This is a genomic window from Emticicia fontis (genome assembly GCF_054779675.1).
Genome location: NZ_BAAGXU010000004.1, coordinates 182,428 through 200,500, shown reverse-complemented (window position 1 = coordinate 200,500; position 18,073 = coordinate 182,428). Strand labels below are relative to the sequence as shown.

Here is an 18,073-nt window from a genome sequence, read left to right as displayed (position 1 = left end):
ATTTAATTATGTTTTAAACTAACTCTATCCTCATTTTATTTTCCCCTCAATACTAAAATTCTTCTTACTCCCAATAAACAACTCCTGATAACCCTCTATCTTATACTCTTTCAATTGGTTATTCACCAAATCTGCGCTTAGTTTTTTGTCTGATTCATAGAGATAATTACTGGTGCGCATGGTGGCTTCTATATGTTTAGGAAAATCCTTTTCATCAAATTCTATTATCAATTGCGTAACAGGCAGTTTTTCCCCTTCTTTTAGCTGATAGCTAGTCCTTTTGTCTTTTACATCAATAGTATACCCTGATTGATAAGATTGCTTGTTCAGGTCGGCTTGTAAGAATAGCTCTAATTCTTTACTCCAGTCAATGTCCTTGGTCTCAATACGCTCCTGTTTATCCGCCAATGCTACTGTTTTTTCGACCAAAGGTTTTTTAACTGATAAATCGCCGATTTGCTGATTGATTAATCCGGCAAGGTCATAATAAGATTTCGATTGGATTTTGTTTTCGCTTTGGGTACAGGAAGCTAAAAAAAGAGACAGAATGAGAACTTTGCGCATCTGATTAAGAAAGATAGGTTTTGAGTCTAAGTGTGTAACGTAATTTCTAGGTGTGGTTGTTCCTGAATCAATACAGAACCCCTATAAAAAAACTTAACCCCACCGCCAGAAGCAGTGGGGTAAGCGTCCATCTATTCAACCCTAACCTATTAAACTATGAAAAACTTAATATTTTTTTCTTTACTAAGTGTTGAGCTTAGCGACCTAACATTTCAGTCACAACCGGACTTACTGCGTTTTCCTGGTCAGATGGCCCAACATTTGATTGGTAATTCCAAAGCACATTAATAATTTTTGTCGTAGCTACTACTTTACTTCTCCAAACTTTCGCCTCTGTGCCACGCAAATCAGAAACTTTCGCTTCTATATTACTTGCTGCTTCGTTAAATGTTGCCTTTTGTGCCGAACTCAATGCCATAAATTTGGCTGGTGAGTTGTTGTATAGTTTCACAACATTTACAAATATAACCCAATCTTCGGTCTTTACAAATTTTTTCGCCTTTTTCGACATGAAGTTTGCGAAATTTACTTCAGCTCCTTTTACCAATATTACCTCGCTCTTAGCTGAATCACGGTCATTTGCTTTTACAATATTTGCAGAAATCAAGAATGACCCAAGTGTAACTGCAAATATAACGGATTTAAATGAATTCTTCATTGTTTTGTTCTATTTTTCCTTTGTGGATGATGATGCAAAACTACAACGAAAATTAATATAATCCAAATACGCATCAAACCCATTCGCCGAATATTGTTCTAATTTTATTTGTTATACGAAACAAAAATGAGAATTTTATAGGTTTTTATACTCATAAATCAGAATATTATTTGTCTTAGAAAAATACAACTTATATATTATTCCAAAATTAACAAACACAAAAATTCTTTAAAAAGTACAATCATTCGTTGAAAAAATTCATTGTTCGCTCTACCCCAATGCTACAAAAGCTGGTAATTATGTCGTCTGCCCGGTCTAATCTTGCGACCAATTGGCTCATTTCGTCTTCGGTGAAAGCCTCTAAAACGTAATTTACCTGCCTTCCGGCATGAAAATTATTGCCAATTCCGAAGCGTAACCGATTATAATTTTGTGTGCCCAGTTTTTCTTCAATATTTCGTAAACCGTTCTGCCCTCCATGCGAACCTTTGGTTTTCAAGCGTAGTTTGCCAAATGGTAAAGCCAGGTCGTCACAAATCACCAAAAGGTTTTCCACAGGTATCTTCAATGCCTGTAACCAGTAGTTGACTGCATTGCCACTCAGGTTCATGTAAGTAGTAGGCTTAATGCAGTGTATCTGCTTGCCTTTATGTTTAAACTCGGCTGTGTAGGCGAGCCTTTCCATTTTAAAAGAGAAATCGTTTTGCGCCGCCAGGCGATCGAGTACCATAAAACCCACATTGTGACGAGTAAAAGCATATTCAGGACCAATGTTTCCGAGCCCGGCAATGAGATATTTCATTTTTTTTAACGAGTGAATTAGTGAATAAGAGAATGAGTCGATAAATTTGTTGGCAAAGTTCCGAAAATTTAGCGAGAATCTTGTAGCTACCATAGCAATCACACAAGTATCATTTATCATTTTTGTATGAAACGACTTATTTTAGCCAATCCGCTTCTTGACATTACCCTGAACCGCTTATGCCAGCAGCTGATTGAAAACCATAAAGATTTTTCAAATTCTGTTATCCTGGGTTTACAACCACGAGGAATTTTTTTAGCCGAACGCATTACGCAGAAATTGAAACAGGAAACGGGTATTTCTATAAAGCTTGGCTATTTGGATGCTACTTTCTACCGTGATGATTTCCGCCGGAGAGATACGCCACTAAAACCCAATGAAACCAAAGTTCCTTTTGTGATTGAAAACAAAAAGGTGATATTAATAGATGATGTATTAGCTACCGGACGGATGGTACGTGCTGCTATAGATGCCATGCAGGCATTCGGACGACCTGAAAAAATAGAGTTGCTTTGCCTTATTAATCGCCGTTATGTGAGAGACCTGCCTATTCAGCCAGATTACACCGGTATGAAAGTAAATACGCTTGATACCCAACGCGTATTGGTAGAATGGAAAGAACAAGGCAACGAAGAAGACAAAATCTGGTTGGTTGATTGATATTTTGTTTGGAAAAAGAAGAATGAGAAAGGAAGTCAATTCTTACTTTTTCCATTCTCCGTTTTTCTTGTTCCAAAACAAGACCTATGCGCCCTGCCCTTCTTTCATTTTCTCTGCAAATTCATTGCATTTCTCTGCCAATAAATCTATCTGCCCGGTATCGTGCCAGGCACTAATCACAATTCTGGTATTGGGTTTTCCTGTTTTGATAGGATAGGCGAAACTATAAATGAAAATATCTTTTCTGAACAGATAATTATATAGCGCATCTTGTGAGGTATAAAATACAGGATAAGCAGGTTGAAAGCTAAATAGAGATTTTGCCTCTTGCGATTTCGAAGAGAAACGCTCAATGTTTGTCAATAGTCGTTCGAAATTCCTTTGATAGATTTCGTCAGCATTTACATAAGCATATAAATATGCCGGAGCAATTGGTGAGCAAGAAGCAAAAAAGGCGGTATGTCTTAATGTCTCAATTGTTGCTTCATCACAAAAAACCACTCCCCCCGGAATACCCATTGCTTTGTGCAAAGAAGAAACTACTATAAACCTTATATTAGGCTTTACCTTGATAGTCTGAAAAATCCCTGCGCCGTTTTGACCTGTAATTCCTAATCCATGCGAATCATCTATAATTAAGGTAATAGCCTGATTTTCGGGCAAATCATTTATCCAGTCAAAATCATAGGCGGTAGCCCGCAAGCCATCCGTTGAATTACAAACGACAACCGAATGTGAAGCATTGGTTTCTTTTATTTGCTCTGCTATCTGTTTTGTCCATTCTTGAAAGCCCATGGCAGGCAATTGGATAATCGGCTCATGAAAATTAGCAGAGTGGCTCTGTGGGGCGTAAAAATAGGCTACTTGTTGCGTCTTCAGGTATTGAGCCACCAATTGCCCTGCCAGCATACCTGAAGACACGGTGAGGGCTTTCTGTGCGCCTACCCATGCAGCCATTTTATTTTCGGCCATTTCATAGATAGCCAATTGCAGATTTCCATTCCGAGAACTGCCGAATGACATGCCATATTGCTGTAGCCCTTCTATCAATAATTGTTTAAAGTCTGCATCCTGATTCATTCCCAGATAAGAGGTGCCACTAAAAAAGTGATAGTCCTTCTCTCCTAACCTTATTTTCTTTGATGGTTGTTGATGAATAATAAAATCGTTGTGCATATACGCTGTTAATTTCAATTCTAATTTGCGGCTATCCTTTTCATTTCCTTTTCTAAACTACTCTTATACTCAAAGAAATCTACTTCCAGCGTATGTCTCGGCGATTCATCAAAACGTTTATGTAGTATCCGGGCATCGTTTTCTATCGAACCCAACATTTCTTGTTTTGATGGCAATTTACATTCACTTTTTACAATCTTGGCTATCCATTTTGCTTGTAATTCAGCCAAAGGCATAATTGCTCCTAAGGGTTGCAAAAGACCGATAAAGAAAAGATTCTGGAAGTTTGGATGAATAACTCGCTTATAAAGCCTAAGATTGTTTTTCTCTTCTACGTCAAACTCGATATAGTGTTTCAGGAAAGGAAATGATACCTTATAACCTGTGGCATAAATAATTACGTCAAAATTCTGACTGGTGTCATCTTCAAAAACAACGGTTTTCTGCTGAAATTCTTTGATATTAGGTTTAAATTTGATTGCTCCTCGGCCTGCCAGATGCAATAAATCCTGTGATAAGGTCGGATGCTCACTCAATAAAGGTCGCTTAGGTTTGGGTACACCAAAATCTTCCTGTTTACCTCGTGCCAGCCATAATACAATACTTAAGGTTAATCGTTGGACAGCTAACGGCAATTTTGACGTAAAAGCATTAGCTAAATCATCAAAAGGCATACTCCAGATCCAGTTGGGTGTAATATGAGCCCCACTTCGGGTTGAGATTACTACTTTGCCTGTGTGTAGTCTTGCCGCTTCACAGGCAATATCAACTGCGGAGTTTCCAATGCCTACCACTAATACATCTTTATCTTTTACCTGTGCTGATTCTTTATAATAATGAGAGTGAAAAGATTCTCCTGTAAAAGTACCTTTAAATGCCGGGTTAGGCATGCGGGGTTTCCAATGATGCCCGTTAGCTACAATCACGTATTGATAGTTTTCTGTTTTTCCATTATTCAGCGTAACTATATAAGAACCATCAGGTCGTTGGCTTACATCTGTTACTGTGGTATTAAAAGTTATATGTTTTCGAATGTCAAAGTATTTTACATAATTCTCGAAATATTCTATAATATGACTATGGTGCGGATACATGGGGTAATCATCAGGCATCGGGAAATCGGCATAAGCCATTGCCTTTCGATTGGTATTGATATGTAAAGAGCGATAAGATGAAGAAACGCCATTATCATTATTAAAACGCCAGTTTCCGCCAATATCAGACCCTTTCTCGAAACAGTCGAAACTGATCTCATTTTCTTTCATTACTTTGGCCGCAGCAATTCCTGAAGAACCTGCACCAATTATACAGACCTGCTTCATAAATTATAGGTTATAGGGTTCTTATATTACTTTTGGGTTATAATAAAATCTTTTACTAAATCCCGAACCATTCCGCCTGAAACTGAATTCAGGTGAATATTATCCGGTGTTAACTGATATCCGTGTTTCTTGCTGGTATAATCCCAATCTTTGCCTAAGAGATAATAGTTGATTATGGAGACAATCAGCAGTTTAAAGGTTTCATCAAATGTATGCTTTAATGGATGTGGATTCGCCAGTAAATATTCTTTCTCTTTCTCTCTCAAAGGCAAATAAATCAATTGCTCCGCCTTAGCCAGTTCTTTTATGTAATCACTATATTTATCGGCTCTTTTATTTACCTCATGTGTCAGGTCTTCACTCAGGACTGGTAATGATATTAAAGCTATTTTAGCTTTTGTCTCTTGTTGTAACCGACAAATAACCTCCTGATAATTTTTGATGAATGAATCAAAATCAGGCACCATATCCTTAGGAATCCTTCCTATTTGTTTAAAACTACTTTCCAATTCTCGCGTCATAGTTGAGCTGACATCATTAGTACCAACCAGAATCGTGATGAAATCGGGCTGACAGGCTATCACATCATCAATCCGCTGAAGCAATGAATAAGTAAGATCTGAATTAACGCCGGCATTCAATACCTGTAAATCCTGAAACATTCTTCCCAAATCACTTACCCAGTTATAACTTACATTGCCATGCGTATTACTATCACCAAAACAGACCAATATCTTCTTTGATTTATCTATCTGCTGCCTGTTTTTTTGTGTGGGGTAGCTTTCTGGTTTACTACTGGTAATTTTTTGCCATAGCCAATTAAAAATAATTATTAGCGCTATCAGAAAGCCTATCAGTATAAGCCAAAGCATATATGGTAGTAGTAATGGTTAAAAATATAAACTCAAAGATAACATTTGATGTTAAAAAGTGTTAAATAAGACAACTTTTTGTTTAGTTGGCGTTAATTTCGTGGAAGAACTTTGTTTTATTTAGAAAGTGTTAGTTGTAGGTAAATGATTCAAAAGATGAACTTCAGGAATATTATCATATTTATGCTCCTTGCCATGATAGGTCTCATCACCTTTCAATGGTATTGGATTGAAAATGCTATTTCTGTCAGACAAGAACAATTTGACCGTAATGTAAACGATGCTTTGCAGGAAACGGTTAAGAAAATTGAGAAGCAGGAAATTATTTTTCTGGCTAATCAGAAAATGAAAATAGAGGAGCAGAAAAAGCTACTGGCTATTACGCAAAAACAACAGGAGAAAAAACACGCAATAAAACCAGTAAGAGTTGAGCATCCTGAAGATTTTGGTGCAATCTTTACGCCTGAGGCTCCGCAAAATCCTGTTTCTCCACAAGCATATACAGGATATAATGCTTATTATGCTCCGCAGGGTACAGAACCTCTGGCAAAAGTAAGACAAAGAAATGGCAGAGGAAATAATACAGTAGCAGTTACTGATGTATTCGGAGCTACTCGTTTACTAGAAATTCCTGGTCGTCAGATGGATTTAATTAAAGAAATGCTGGATGAGCAGAACATGATTGTTGAAGATTTAAATCAACCCATGAGAAACAATCTGATGCGCCAGAAAACTGCTGAGGACCTAGTAAAAGAGTTTAACCGTCAGATAGCGGTATTGAATAAAAATATCAATGACAATCAGCATATCATCAGTATTGGTGGTATTGACGACCAAAGTCATGAATTCAGTTTCGGTTATTCTTTTACCACACCAATCATCGATAGTTCACACGTAGTCTATGCAAAGCCTAAAAAACGGAAAGTAGTTGCGCCCTCTCAAACTGAGCCTTTAGTAACAGCTGAGCAGGAAAATATGGAGCGCACAAAAAACAAGGCTGAGCTGATGAAAGATGTATTGACTGATGTGATTCATGGCTCCCGTGATATTCATGAACGTCTTGATCGCATTTCTTTGGATACTTTATTGAAGAAGGAATTAAAAAGCAGGGGGATTACGCTTCCTTATCAATATATAGTGAAGAATCCTTCGAATATGATTTTTGCCTCTTTTGTCGAAAACAGCATTCCGAACTTTATCCAGAATGCCTATAAGGCCCAGCTTTTCCCAAGTGATTTACAGCCGCAGAATCATTACCTATATGTCCACTTTCCGAATACACAAGGATTTATCCTGCGTAATATGTGGACGGTTTTCGCCAGTTCTGTTTTGCTGATATTGATGATTGGTGGTATTTTCTATACTTCAGTTAATACGATGTTGAAACAGAAAAAACTGGCTACTATCAAGAACGATTTCATCAATAATATGACTCACGAGTTTAAAACGCCTATTTCTACTATCTCTTTGGCAGTAGAAGTAATGAAAGACAACGAAGTGAAGAAAGACAGTAGCAAGATGAATCGTTATCTGAATATTATTCAGGACGAAAACCGCCGATTGGGCACACAGGTAGAAAAGGTATTACAAATGGCATTACTGGACAAAGGAGACGTGAAGTTAAAACTGGAAAGAGTAAATATCCACGAAACCATTGAGCAGGTATTAACCAACCTGAGTGTGCAGATTGAACAAAAGAACGGAACCGTGAATCTCGAACTGGACGCAGATGATCCTGAAATTGAGGCAGACGATGTGCACGTAACTAATATTATTTATAACTTGCTCGACAATGCCAACAAGTATTCGCCAGAAAAACCGGAGATTACGATTAAGACAGCCAATGAAGACGGCTTTCTGAAAATCAAGATTGCTGATAAAGGTATCGGAATGAGCAAAGAACAGTTAAACAAGATATTCGAACGTTTTTATCGCGTACCAACTGGAAACCTGCATGATGTAAAAGGTTTTGGCTTGGGATTGAGCTATGTGAAGAAGATGGTAGAGTCTCATCAGGGGATGATAAATGTTGAAAGTAAATTGGGCGAGGGCAGTACATTTGAGGTGTATCTGCCTTTGAATAGACGAGTGTAGTTGTTTGTACTTTAAACACCCACAAGGGCAACGATATGAAAGTTTTATTAACAGAAGATGACCCAAATTTAGGTATGCTCTTGCAAGAATACCTGAATGCCAAAGGATTTGACACCGACTTAGCGAAAAATGGCGAAGAGGGCATCAAGATGTTTATTGAAAAAGGTAATTATGAGATGTGTATCTGCGATGTAATGATGCCTAAAAAAGATGGTTTCTCGTTGGCAAAAGAAATACGCATGAAAGACAAAGAAGTGCCTATTATCTTCCTGACGGCGAAATCGATGAAAGAGGATACCATCCAGGGTTTCAAGGTAGGTGCCGACGATTATATTACCAAGCCTTTCAGTATGGAAGAACTATTGATGCGGATGAAAGCTATTTTCCGTCGTATCAATAAACAGGAATCTGATGTGCCCTCAAATACTTTCCAGATTGGCGAATACTCTTTCGATGCCCAGACCAATACATTAGCGCATAATGGTAGCCAGAATAAGTTGACAACGAAAGAATCGGAATTGCTGAAATTGCTTTGCCAGAATAAAAACCAATCTGTCAGCAGGAGCTTTGCTTTAAAACTGATCTGGGGAGATGATAGCTATTTCAATGCCCGGAGTATGGATGTATATATCACCAAACTCCGAAAACATCTGAGAGACGACCCATCTTTACAGATTATGAATATGCATGGGGAAGGGTTTAAGTTGATTGTGTAAGGTTAAAATAGGCAATAGTAAATAAGGAACAATTAACTAAAGGCATGAAACTAATCGACTTGATTAAAGATATTGATAGTGTAGATGAAAATTTCATCATCTTTCAAGAAGATTTAGACAATCGAGATTCTGATATTATACTTTCACCTATTGACGAAAATGATGGGGTTATAAAAGAAGAAGCTGGAAGAAAATATCATTATCTGATTGAGGTATTTTTAGTTAAGGATTTTATAGAAGCTTGGAAAGCTAACATAAATAATAATCCTGATTTTGAAGAAGTAACAAAACGCCTGCATGATTATGCAATTAATGACGCCTAATTATAAAAGCTGTAAGAAAGACAACATATTTCAGAAATCTATAAAAAAAGTCAGCTACTTCTTCAAGTGCTGACTTTCTTTTTAAGGTCTTTATAGAGATTTGGCAAGAAAAATTATAATTGTTTACGTAGACGTGCTACCGGAATATTCAATTGTTCACGGTATTTAGCAACCGTACGGCGGGCGATATTATACCCACGTTTGTTCAACATTTTTTCTAATTTATCGTCAGAAAGTGGTGAGTTTTTAGGCTCGTTTTCAATCAGTTCTTTCAGAATATTTTTTACTTCACGGCTTGACGCATCTTCACCTGAATCAGTTGCGATACCTTCAGAGAAGAAATATTTTAATGGATAGATACCGAAATCGGTTTGAACAGCTTTGCTATTTGCTACACGTGAAACAGTTGAGATGTCCATTTCGATACGATTGGCAATATCTTTCAGAATCATCGGCCTTAACTTCGATTCATCGCCATCCAGGAAGAAGTCTCTTTGGTATTCAACAATTGCTTTCATGGTTTTTAAAAGCGTTTGTTGGCGTTGTTTGATTGCATCAATAAACCATTTAGCCGCATCCAGCTTTTGTTTCACAAAAGTTACCGTCTCTTTAATGCTCTTATGCTGTGCCGAACCATTTTTATCGGTTTTATCATAGGTATCAAGCATTTCTGCAAATGAACGGCTTACACGAAGCTCCGGTGCATTTTTAGAATTCAGAATAACATCTAGCTTACCGTTACTATTGGTTACAATAAAATCTGCCATCAGATAAGCCGCTGTGCTATCACCATTGCCCGTATTACCCGGTTTAGGATTCAGGCGCGTAATGACTCTGATAGCCTCTTTCATGGTATTATCATCTACATCGAGGCGTCTTTGGATTTTCTCGTAATGCTTCTTGGTAAACTCGTCGAAGAAATCAGTGATAATTCTTACAGCTACTTCTACCTCAATATCTTCGATATCTTTCCTTTCTAATTGCAGTAAAAGACATTCTCTTAAATCTCTGGCCCCAATGCCCGCAGGTTCAAAAGTCTGTACCTTTCTTAGAATGGTACCAAGTTCCTCTTCGTTTGTATAAATATTTTGCGTAAAAGCTAAATCATTGCAGATAGAACGAAGCGGGCGACGGATATAGCCGTCTTCTTCAATACTACCAATCAATTGCAAACCGATGGACTCCTGTCTGGCATCCAGACGTAAATAACCCAATTGTTGCACCAATGATTCGGCTAATGTACTGGTCGCAACTACAGGCATCACGTCTCTGTCATCATCGCCCCAGCCGTCGCCGTACATTTTATAGCCTGCGTAATCGTCCTGATCCAAATACTGTTTTACGTCAAGTCCCTCGTAGCGTTCATACTCGCCATATTCGTCGTAGTCATCATTTCCATAATCATCCTCCTCATAGTCGTCTTTCACACGATCGTCCATGTCCATTCCTTCTTCAAGGGCAGGATTAATTTCAAGTTCCTCTTCTATTCTTTGTTCAAGTTCAGCAGTAGGTATTTGCAACAGCTTGATAAACTGAATCTGTTGGGGAGACAGCCGCTGTTGAAGGGATTGATTGAGACTTAATTTCTGCATGTGAGACGTAGAGTTTTTTCATTTATAATTGGGCCTTTTACAGACCCTCTCCACATTTTTCGTGCCAAAAGAATGTGAGACAATAATTAAAGGAATATAATTTTTCATTACCGAACAAACATTTCATTGAAAAAATTACCGTTTTTGATGAAAAAATTTCTAAATAACTGACAATCAAACAATTAATATTTAGTAAGATTTCTCAAAAAAAACTTCTATTTTTTTAGAAAAAGTCCAATTAAAAAAAAATAAACCCCATAAGACACGTATATCCTATGGGGTTTTATTGTCTGAAAACCGGTTATTTTAAGCGATTGCTTCTTTGGTTTTAGCCGATGCTGCTTTCTTGTTTTTGCGGAAATATTTATCTCTTACTCTCTCATTGATATAGTACATACATGGCACGATAACCAGGGTTAGTACGGTAGAGAATGATAAACCAAAGATAATAGTCCAGGCAAGGATACCCCAGAATACTGCACTATCACCACCGATGAAAATGTGAGGATTGAATTCAGTAAACAAAGTAACGAAGTCCATACTTAAACCTAAGGCCAAAGGTACGAGACCTAATACCGCCGCTGAGGCTGTCAACAATACCGGAGTTAAACGAACACCACCTGCTTCAACAATCGCTTGTTTAAGCGGATAGCCTCTTTCTCTTAACTCATCGGTAAACTCTATCAGCAAGATACCGTTTTTCACCACAATACCAGCTAATGCAATAATACCTACACCTGACATGATAATCGAGAAAGTCATACCAAATACCATGAAGCCTAAGAATACTCCGATAAATGATAGTAAGATAGTTACAAAGATGATAATCGGTTTCACAACAGAGTTAAACTGAGTAGCCAGAATCAGGTAGATTAACAATACTGCTGCACCCAAGGCACCCATTAAGAATATCATTGATTCCATTTGCTCTTCCTGCTCCCCTCCCATTTTCACTGAGTATCCGCTTGGCACTTCCATTGTGTCAATAACCTTGCTTTGGATTTCTGCCACAATTTCGTTGGCATTGTATCCATTCAATACTTCCGAACCTAAAGTAATGATTCTGGATTGATCTTTACGGTTAATCTGGCTGAATGTAGTTGAGTAAGAGATATTGGCAATTGAGTTCAAAGGAACTTGGCGTAACACTCCTCCCATATTCATATCACGATAGGTGATATTCATGCTCAATAGTTTTTCAACTTTATTACGGTCATCCGCTTTTAAGCGTAACTGAATCGGATACTCATCTTTATCATCTCTGAATTTAGATACCTCGGCACCAAATAAGGCGGTCCGAATGGCCATTGCTACCTGCGAAGTACTGATACCCTCGCGTTGTGCTTTCACCTTATCTACATCAACAATGATTTCGGGCTTGTTGGTAATCAAGTCAGATTTTAACTCTTCAATACCTTTGATATTCTGTTTTTGAATTTCTTTACGAACTTCTTTTTCAAGTTTAATCAGGGTATTGAAATCATCCCCTACAATCTCAATTGAAATTGGTTTACCAGTCGGAGGGCCGTTGTTTTCGCGTTGTACCGAAATCTCAGTTCCTGGAATACCCTTAATCACATCTCTCATTTCATCCAGAAGCTTTTGTGAAGATATATCTCCACGCTCTTCTTTTTTCACGAAGGCAACCGTTACTTTCGATTTATGAGGCGTAGCCGAGCGGTCAGGATTGAATGGGTCACCGGCATTTTTACCTACGTTAGAGATAACAGAGTTAATAGAGCCTTCAGCCTTATTTTTCTTAATAACTGCGAATACTTTCTTTTCTATCACCTTTGTTACTGAGTCCGTTACTCTGGCGTCAGTACCCACTGGCATTACGTTATATACATAGATATAATCAGGGTCACCACTTGGGAAGAAAATCACTTTAGGTTGTACGATACCTAACATTACAAAAGTAAAAATCAATAAAACGAACATACTGATTACCGCAAATACCGGACGATATCCTGTAATAATCCATGAGATAAGACCTCTATAAGCATCCTTGAAACGCGGTAAGGCTTTATCCTGGAATGGTAAAATCACTTTCGGTGTTAATATAAAGTGGTTAAACACAAACAAGATTGCGCCTAATACGATTAAGTTACCAATACCTACATTTATTAAATATGCTGGTAAAGCAATGATAGCCATGATAATCAACGGACGACGGATACCTTTAAAGCTCGTATCTTCGTGTTGCTCATCTTCGTGGCGTCTCATGAATGAAATCGCAAATACAGGGTTGATTACATATGCTACAATTAATGAAGCGAATAATGTATAAATCAAGGTAATTGGTAAGAACTTCATGAACTCACCTACGATACCCGGCCAGAACAATAGTGGGAAGAAAGGTGCAATGGTAGTCAAAGTACCTGATAATACAGGCAAGAATACCTCTGATGCAGCCAGACTTACCGCCTCTTTAATGCTCAGATTCTTAAATCTATTGAATAGTCGGTGAGCATTCTCAATTACCACAATCGCATCATCCACCACAATACCTAGCCCTAATAGAAAGGCAAAGAGAACGATAGTATTTAAGGTAAAGCCAGAAAACCAGAGTGGAATAAAGGCAATCAATGCCGATAGAGGTACTGAAAGACCTACGAAAATTGCATCTCTCACACCCATAAAGAACATTAATACAATTACAACGAAAATGAACCCTAGTACAACCGTATTAATCAAATCGGCAATTTCACTTTTTACACGTTCAGATGTATCGGCTGTGACTCTCGCTTCTAATCCTTTAGGGAAACGTTCTTCACGGTATTTTTCCAACAATACTTCAATGCGCTCTGATACATCAATTACACTGGCTCCTGCTCTTTTAATAATATTCAGCGTTACTACGCGTTTGTTATCCAAACGGGCAAAATCCTGTTGCTCTTCACTGCTATCTACTACTTCTGCTACATCTCCTAGTCTAACAGTTGCACCTGTTGAGCTACGGATTTGTACATCCTGAATCTGATAGACATCTTTGAACTCTCCTTTTACACGGATGGTACGACGTACATTATCCACATTCAAATCACCACCAGAGATATTGATGTTTTCGCCTTGAATAGCCGATTGAATATCGTAGAAAGTTAATCCGGTTGATTGCATCTTGGTTAAATCAAGATTTATCTGGATTTCTCTTTTCAAGGTACCAACAATATCAACTTTTGTAATTTCTGGGTACGACTCTATATCATCTTGTAGTTCTTCTGCATAATCTTTCAGTTTTTCTAATGGGAAATTACCTGCTAAGTTGATGTTCATGATAGGAAACTCCGAGAAGTTTACGTCTTGTGCCGTTGGGCCACTATCAACTTTTGTCGGTAAATCTCTGCGAGCTTTGTCTATGGCATCACGTACACGTTGTAAGGCCGCCTCAATCTGGACATCCGGGTTAAATTCAACCAGAATAACCGATACGTCCTGTAGGGCATTTGATTTGATACGTTTTACACCCGTGATAGTCTTTAATTGCTTCTCAATGGGTTTATTGATTACGTTCTCAATATCTGATGGAGTTGTACCGAAGTAAATGGTCTGTACATAGATCTGTGGTACCTTAATATCTGGGAATTGTTCTTTCGGTAGATTGAAGTAGATGCCCAAACCAGCCAGAAATATCATGGTCGTAAAAATATAGACCGTGGTCTGATTGTTGCCTAACCAACGAACCATATTGTAGATCATCCCACTACCATGCGGAAGATCTTGTTCTTGTAATTCTTGAAATTTGTCTTTTTCCATAATCTAAAACCAATGAAGGCTTTTATGATTGTTTAAATATTTTGATATGAAGACACAGAAAAAGTATGGTGGATTCAATACCATATCTTTTCTTCTCTAATTTAGAAACTTACCGCCTGACCATCTACTAAATCCTGATAGCCTTGAGTAATCAACAAATCTCCCGTTTGTAATCCTGATACAATTTCAATATCGCCACCATAAGTCAGACCAGTAGTAATCTTACGGCTACGTGCTACTTTCTTGCCACCCTCTGTTACAGCTACATATACAATATTGCCAGACTCATCTTGTTGAATCAGGTTTCTGTTGATGATGATCGCATCGCTTTTCGACTGGTCGTTTACATTCATCACAGCCGTCATATTTGGTTTTAACTGAGGGTCAATTTTTGGAATCGATGCCTCAATCGTAAAGGTACGAGAAGCCTGATTTACCGTTTGGCTCACAAATGTTAATCTGGCTGTTGTTTCTTTGCTTAAATCAGGGAATTTGATTGTTACCAAGTCACCTTGTTTCACAGTTCCGGCGTAAGTATCGGCCGCTTGCGCTACTACTTTCAGGTTATCTGAATTCACTAGTCTTACGATACCCAAACCCGGAGCCGCTAACTCACCTGCACGTTGACGGATCTCATCTATAAACCCATTCATCGGAGCTGTTACTTTAGTCATGCCCAATTGCGTTTGTAGAGTAGCCAGACGCTTTTCTAAGGATTCTACATTACTTTTCGCCTGAATATATTGTACTTCTGTACCGATTTTCTGATCCCAAAGGTTCTTTTGTTTCTGATAGAAAACTTTGGCTGTCTCTAGTTGAACTTCAATCTCCTGTTGAGATTGTTTCATAACAGAGTTATCAATAGTCGCTATTAGCTGACCTTGTTTCACGTAATCACCTTCTTTTACATTCAAACTCGTGATAGCACCACCCACTTGTGGAGAAACAAGGATATTGTTTTTAGCATCCAGTCGACCTTGAAACTCAACAAAGTGTTTGAAATTCTGTGCCGCAACAGGCATAGTAGTTACACTAATCACTTTTTCTTCTTCCTTGCTTGGGTCAAGGATATTGAGTTCTTTTTGTAGTTTCTCAATTTTCTCCGATATAGCTTTTTCTTCTGTCTGCAATTTTGCTAACTCCGCTTTCTTTCCTTCTACAGTATTGCTACCACCACCTTTTGAGCAAGAAGCAACCAGAACGATAAATGTTAAGGCAAAAGCTATACTTGAAAATGTTGTTTTCGCTCTGTAATAAATAAGAGATATATTTTTCATACGAATGTGTTTTATTTAATGCTTATATTCGTTAACTGTTGTGATATTATAAGATTCTTACTCAACTAATAATTTACCCATTGCCTTGTCTAAATCTACTTTGGCAATTAATACATCATATAATGCAGCAAAATAGTTGGTTTGTGCTTCTTTCAATGCCGACTCTGCATTCACTACTTCAATATTAGAACCCTGACCTGCCTGGTATTTGATTTTGGTAACTCTTACTACTTCTGTAGCCAGATCCAGGTTTCGTTGTTGTATATTCAGGCTTTCTAAACCATTTTTAATATTGATACTCGCAGTTTTAGCTTGTAAATCGAACGATTCTTTCAATAACAGGGCACTTTGGTCTAGCTTGGTTAAGGCAAGGTTCTGTTGCTGTAATTGAATTTTTCTTAAACCGCTATCATAAATTGGTATCTGAATACCTAAGGTTAAAGCCGAAGATCCAAACCAACGCTCAAATGGATTGAAGCGGGTATTACTATGGCCTGCGCCTAACGAACCATTAAAAGAGAATTTTGGCAATACTCCTTTTTGGGTGCGCTCCATATCTAAAACAGATAGTTGTCTTTGTACCATCAAAGTAGCGTATTCGATACGACCAGCATAATCAACTGATGGATATTCCAGCATCGCAAAAGGTTTGATGTCAACGTCTGACAATTTATCTTTCAACACAATCGGCTCCTCCAGTTTCATACCCATCTGGAATTTCAGAAGAGCCTGGCTTAATAGGATAAGGTTCTTTACTTTTTGTGTTTCAGTAACTAGATTGTTGCGTTGAACCTCCAGACGATCAAGGTCTATTTTTTCAATAAACCCTTGCTGATTCATTACTTTCATTTCTTTGATTAATGAATCAATGCGCGCAATGTTTAAATCCAGAATTTTACTTCTTTCTTCAGCTACTAAAACTGAGTAGTAAGCTTTAGCTACGTTTTCAGCTACAACAATTTTAGAGTTAGTTACACCTTTTCTTGCTAACTCGCGATACACCGGAGCGGCTTTCAGACCTACCAGCCAGGTAGCATCAAAAATCAATTGGTTTACACCAACACCTGCCTGTCCTGCCCAAGGCACACCAAACTTAAATTTGGTTACCGCACCATCTGGTGCAGATGGGTCAAAGTTTTTGGCATCAATCAGCTGTGTGGGAATAATTGCGTTGTAGGTATAGGAGAAATTACCGTTTATCTGAGGCAATCCAGAAGCTTTGATTTGTTTGATTGTCAGCTCGGCTCCCACAATATCTAACTCGGCATTTTTTACGGATAGGTGGTTTTTAGTTCCGTACTGTACAGCCTCCTGCAAGGTAAATGCCTGCTGGGCTTGTGCGGATATTCCACAGATTAGGAAAAAAATCAGGTACTTTACTTTCATATAGTTGATTGTTTAATTAAAATTTGATGTGTTCAGGCTCTGCGTCCTGTTTACATTTTTCATAAAACTCAAGGCCCTTCGGGCTCATGATTCCTCTTAAATAATGGTCTATAAATGTGGTGTGAACGTCCGTCTGATTAAATCTCTCTGGTGGAAAAACATCACGGTTAAAGGCAAACTCTACTTCTTCCAGCCTGAGGCGGGCTAATATCTCTACGTCGATTTCTGCTCTGTAAAGCCCCTGTTCAATCCCTTCTCTCAGATTTTTCTTTACAATTTCCAGGAAATTAACTTTGTTGTAATCCAAAAAAAATTGCCAGGTTTTGGGATGATACTTTTTTAAATCGTAAAATACAGCAGGATTAATTGTTGACGCTTGTTTGCGGAGCAACGACGCTTCTTTAAAGACCTGTTCAATAGGGTTAACCGATTCTTTGTGTATACGTTCTGATTCTTCCATATCGCACATCATATTATGGCGGGCTATCTCGTGAACGATTGAATCTTTATCTTCAAAATTCTGGTAAATTGTCTTTTTTGAAATCCCTAATTCGGACGCTATGTCGTCCATTGTCACACTCCTGATTCCAAACTTCCGGAAGAGTGTTTCAGCGGTCTGTAAAATTCTGTCTTTGATTTCCATTTACATTGTTTAAGTCTTTATGCTATCATTATAGTAAGGTTATCTAGAGACAGAAACTATGGAAACTTTTAAAAGGTTCAAAGTTTTTATAATTTTTTTAAGAACCTCTTTGGTGGGACAAAATTGAAGAGGGTGCAGATAAATCCCTAAGGAATTATGATGAACTGTAAAAATTTGGGGATGAGATTAGTTTATAAGGTCGTAAAGCCGTTTCGCAATAGAAAGTTCTTCA

The 18,073-nt window shown here is 38.0% G+C and carries 15 protein-coding genes; 4 read left to right on the top strand and 11 right to left on the bottom strand.

What is annotated here, in order from left to right; all coding sequences use genetic code 11:
* Window positions 1-30: 30 nt before the first annotated feature.
* The 3 genes from ACYVFA_RS03435 to pth all read right to left on the bottom strand — a co-directional run bounded on the left by ACYVFA_RS03435 (window position 31) and on the right by pth (window position 2,024).
* Entirely contained in the window at window positions 31-564 is a 534-nt protein-coding gene (locus tag ACYVFA_RS03435; RefSeq protein WP_460470393.1) for a hypothetical protein, read from the bottom strand.
* Between the two features lie 196 nt (window positions 565-760).
* Window positions 761-1,222, bottom strand: coding sequence for a hypothetical protein (locus tag ACYVFA_RS03430; protein WP_460470392.1), 462 nt, complete (start codon window positions 1,220-1,222; stop codon window positions 761-763).
* 241 nt (window positions 1,223-1,463) lie between these two features.
* Window positions 1,464-2,024, bottom strand: coding sequence for an aminoacyl-tRNA hydrolase (gene pth / locus ACYVFA_RS03425; protein WP_460470391.1), 561 nt, complete (start codon window positions 2,022-2,024; stop codon window positions 1,464-1,466).
* A 126-nt stretch (window positions 2,025-2,150) separates the two neighbouring features.
* Between pth and pyrR the strand changes: the two genes are divergently transcribed.
* Window positions 2,151-2,684 (top strand): bifunctional pyr operon transcriptional regulator/uracil phosphoribosyltransferase PyrR, encoded by a 534-nt coding sequence (pyrR, locus tag ACYVFA_RS03420; RefSeq protein WP_460470390.1) that lies wholly within the window; start codon window positions 2,151-2,153, stop codon window positions 2,682-2,684.
* An 84-nt stretch (window positions 2,685-2,768) separates the two neighbouring features.
* Here pyrR and ACYVFA_RS03415 read toward each other — a convergent pair whose 3' ends face one another.
* Genes ACYVFA_RS03415 through ACYVFA_RS03405 form a run of 3 tightly spaced genes read right to left on the bottom strand, consistent with a single transcriptional unit; the run spans window position 2,769 to window position 6,054 of the window.
* On the bottom strand, window positions 2,769-3,860 hold the full coding sequence (locus tag ACYVFA_RS03415; RefSeq protein WP_460470389.1) for an aminotransferase class I/II-fold pyridoxal phosphate-dependent enzyme: 1,092 nt from the start codon (window positions 3,858-3,860) through the stop codon (window positions 2,769-2,771).
* 20 nt (window positions 3,861-3,880) lie between these two features.
* On the bottom strand, window positions 3,881-5,182 hold the full coding sequence (locus ACYVFA_RS03410) for a flavin-binding monooxygenase-like family protein (RefSeq protein ID WP_460470388.1): 1,302 nt from the start codon (window positions 5,180-5,182) through the stop codon (window positions 3,881-3,883).
* A 26-nt stretch (window positions 5,183-5,208) separates the two neighbouring features.
* Window positions 5,209-6,054, bottom strand: coding sequence for an SGNH/GDSL hydrolase family protein (locus tag ACYVFA_RS03405; protein WP_460470387.1), 846 nt, complete (start codon window positions 6,052-6,054; stop codon window positions 5,209-5,211).
* Window positions 6,055-6,210: 156 nt separating this feature from the next.
* Here ACYVFA_RS03405 and ACYVFA_RS03400 point away from each other — a divergent pair, with 156 nt between their 5' ends.
* The 3 genes from ACYVFA_RS03400 to ACYVFA_RS03390 are packed head-to-tail and all read left to right on the top strand — an operon-like array spanning window position 6,211 to window position 9,187.
* On the top strand, window positions 6,211-8,148 hold the full coding sequence (locus ACYVFA_RS03400; protein ID WP_460470386.1) for a sensor histidine kinase: 1,938 nt from the start codon (window positions 6,211-6,213) through the stop codon (window positions 8,146-8,148).
* A 35-nt stretch (window positions 8,149-8,183) separates the two neighbouring features.
* A complete protein-coding gene (locus ACYVFA_RS03395; protein WP_460470385.1) occupies window positions 8,184-8,864 on the top strand; it encodes a response regulator transcription factor in 681 nt (226 codons plus the stop codon).
* Between the two features lie 44 nt (window positions 8,865-8,908).
* Window positions 8,909-9,187, top strand: a complete 279-nt coding sequence (locus tag ACYVFA_RS03390) for a hypothetical protein (protein WP_460470384.1) — start codon at window positions 8,909-8,911, stop codon at window positions 9,185-9,187.
* Window positions 9,188-9,300: 113 nt separating this feature from the next.
* Here the strand turns inward: ACYVFA_RS03390 and rpoN are convergent, their stop codons facing one another.
* The 5 genes from rpoN to ACYVFA_RS03365 all read right to left on the bottom strand — a co-directional run bounded on the left by rpoN (window position 9,301) and on the right by ACYVFA_RS03365 (window position 17,841).
* Complete coding sequence (rpoN, locus tag ACYVFA_RS03385; protein WP_460470383.1) at window positions 9,301-10,779, bottom strand: RNA polymerase factor sigma-54; 1,479 nt, start codon at window positions 10,777-10,779, stop codon at window positions 9,301-9,303.
* Between the two features lie 306 nt (window positions 10,780-11,085).
* Window positions 11,086-14,478 (bottom strand): efflux RND transporter permease subunit, encoded by a 3,393-nt coding sequence (locus ACYVFA_RS03380; protein WP_460470503.1) that lies wholly within the window; start codon window positions 14,476-14,478, stop codon window positions 11,086-11,088.
* Between the two features lie 158 nt (window positions 14,479-14,636).
* Window positions 14,637-15,812, bottom strand: a complete 1,176-nt coding sequence (locus ACYVFA_RS03375) for an efflux RND transporter periplasmic adaptor subunit (RefSeq protein WP_460470382.1) — start codon at window positions 15,810-15,812, stop codon at window positions 14,637-14,639.
* A 57-nt stretch (window positions 15,813-15,869) separates the two neighbouring features.
* Complete coding sequence (locus tag ACYVFA_RS03370; protein ID WP_460470381.1) at window positions 15,870-17,198, bottom strand: TolC family protein; 1,329 nt, start codon at window positions 17,196-17,198, stop codon at window positions 15,870-15,872.
* Window positions 17,199-17,214: 16 nt separating this feature from the next.
* A complete protein-coding gene (locus ACYVFA_RS03365; protein WP_460470380.1) occupies window positions 17,215-17,841 on the bottom strand; it encodes a TetR/AcrR family transcriptional regulator in 627 nt (208 codons plus the stop codon).
* Between the last annotated feature and the right edge of the window lie 232 nt (window positions 17,842-18,073).

What these genes read in the sequence shown, in the direction of transcription:
- pyrR (WP_460470390.1), top strand. Translation starts at nt 2,151, where the DNA reads ATGAAACGACTTATTTTAGCCAATCCGCTTCTTGACATTACCCTGAAC.
- ACYVFA_RS03400 (WP_460470386.1), top strand. Translation starts at nt 6,211, where the DNA reads ATGAACTTCAGGAATATTATCATATTTATGCTCCTTGCCATGATAGGT.
- ACYVFA_RS03435 (WP_460470393.1), bottom strand. Translation starts at nt 564, where the DNA reads ATGCGCAAAGTTCTCATTCTGTCTCTTTTTTTAGCTTCCTGTACCCAA.
- ACYVFA_RS03410 (WP_460470388.1), bottom strand. Translation starts at nt 5,182, where the DNA reads ATGAAGCAGGTCTGTATAATTGGTGCAGGTTCTTCAGGAATTGCTGCG.
- ACYVFA_RS03405 (WP_460470387.1), bottom strand. Translation starts at nt 6,054, where the DNA reads ATGCTTTGGCTTATACTGATAGGCTTTCTGATAGCGCTAATAATTATT.
- ACYVFA_RS03380 (WP_460470503.1), bottom strand. Translation starts at nt 14,478, where the DNA reads ATGATCTACAATATGGTTCGTTGGTTAGGCAACAATCAGACCACGGTC.
- pth (WP_460470391.1), bottom strand. Translation starts at nt 2,024, where the DNA reads ATGAAATATCTCATTGCCGGGCTCGGAAACATTGGTCCTGAATATGCT.
- ACYVFA_RS03370 (WP_460470381.1), bottom strand. Translation starts at nt 17,198, where the DNA reads ATGAAAGTAAAGTACCTGATTTTTTTCCTAATCTGTGGAATATCCGCA.
- ACYVFA_RS03375 (WP_460470382.1), bottom strand. Translation starts at nt 15,812, where the DNA reads ATGAAAAATATATCTCTTATTTATTACAGAGCGAAAACAACATTTTCA.
- ACYVFA_RS03415 (WP_460470389.1), bottom strand. Translation starts at nt 3,860, where the DNA reads ATGCACAACGATTTTATTATTCATCAACAACCATCAAAGAAAATAAGG.
- rpoN (WP_460470383.1), bottom strand. Translation starts at nt 10,779, where the DNA reads ATGCAGAAATTAAGTCTCAATCAATCCCTTCAACAGCGGCTGTCTCCC.
- ACYVFA_RS03365 (WP_460470380.1), bottom strand. Translation starts at nt 17,841, where the DNA reads ATGGAAATCAAAGACAGAATTTTACAGACCGCTGAAACACTCTTCCGG.
- ACYVFA_RS03390 (WP_460470384.1), top strand. Translation starts at nt 8,909, where the DNA reads ATGAAACTAATCGACTTGATTAAAGATATTGATAGTGTAGATGAAAAT.
- ACYVFA_RS03395 (WP_460470385.1), top strand. Translation starts at nt 8,184, where the DNA reads ATGAAAGTTTTATTAACAGAAGATGACCCAAATTTAGGTATGCTCTTG.
- ACYVFA_RS03430 (WP_460470392.1), bottom strand. Translation starts at nt 1,222, where the DNA reads ATGAAGAATTCATTTAAATCCGTTATATTTGCAGTTACACTTGGGTCA.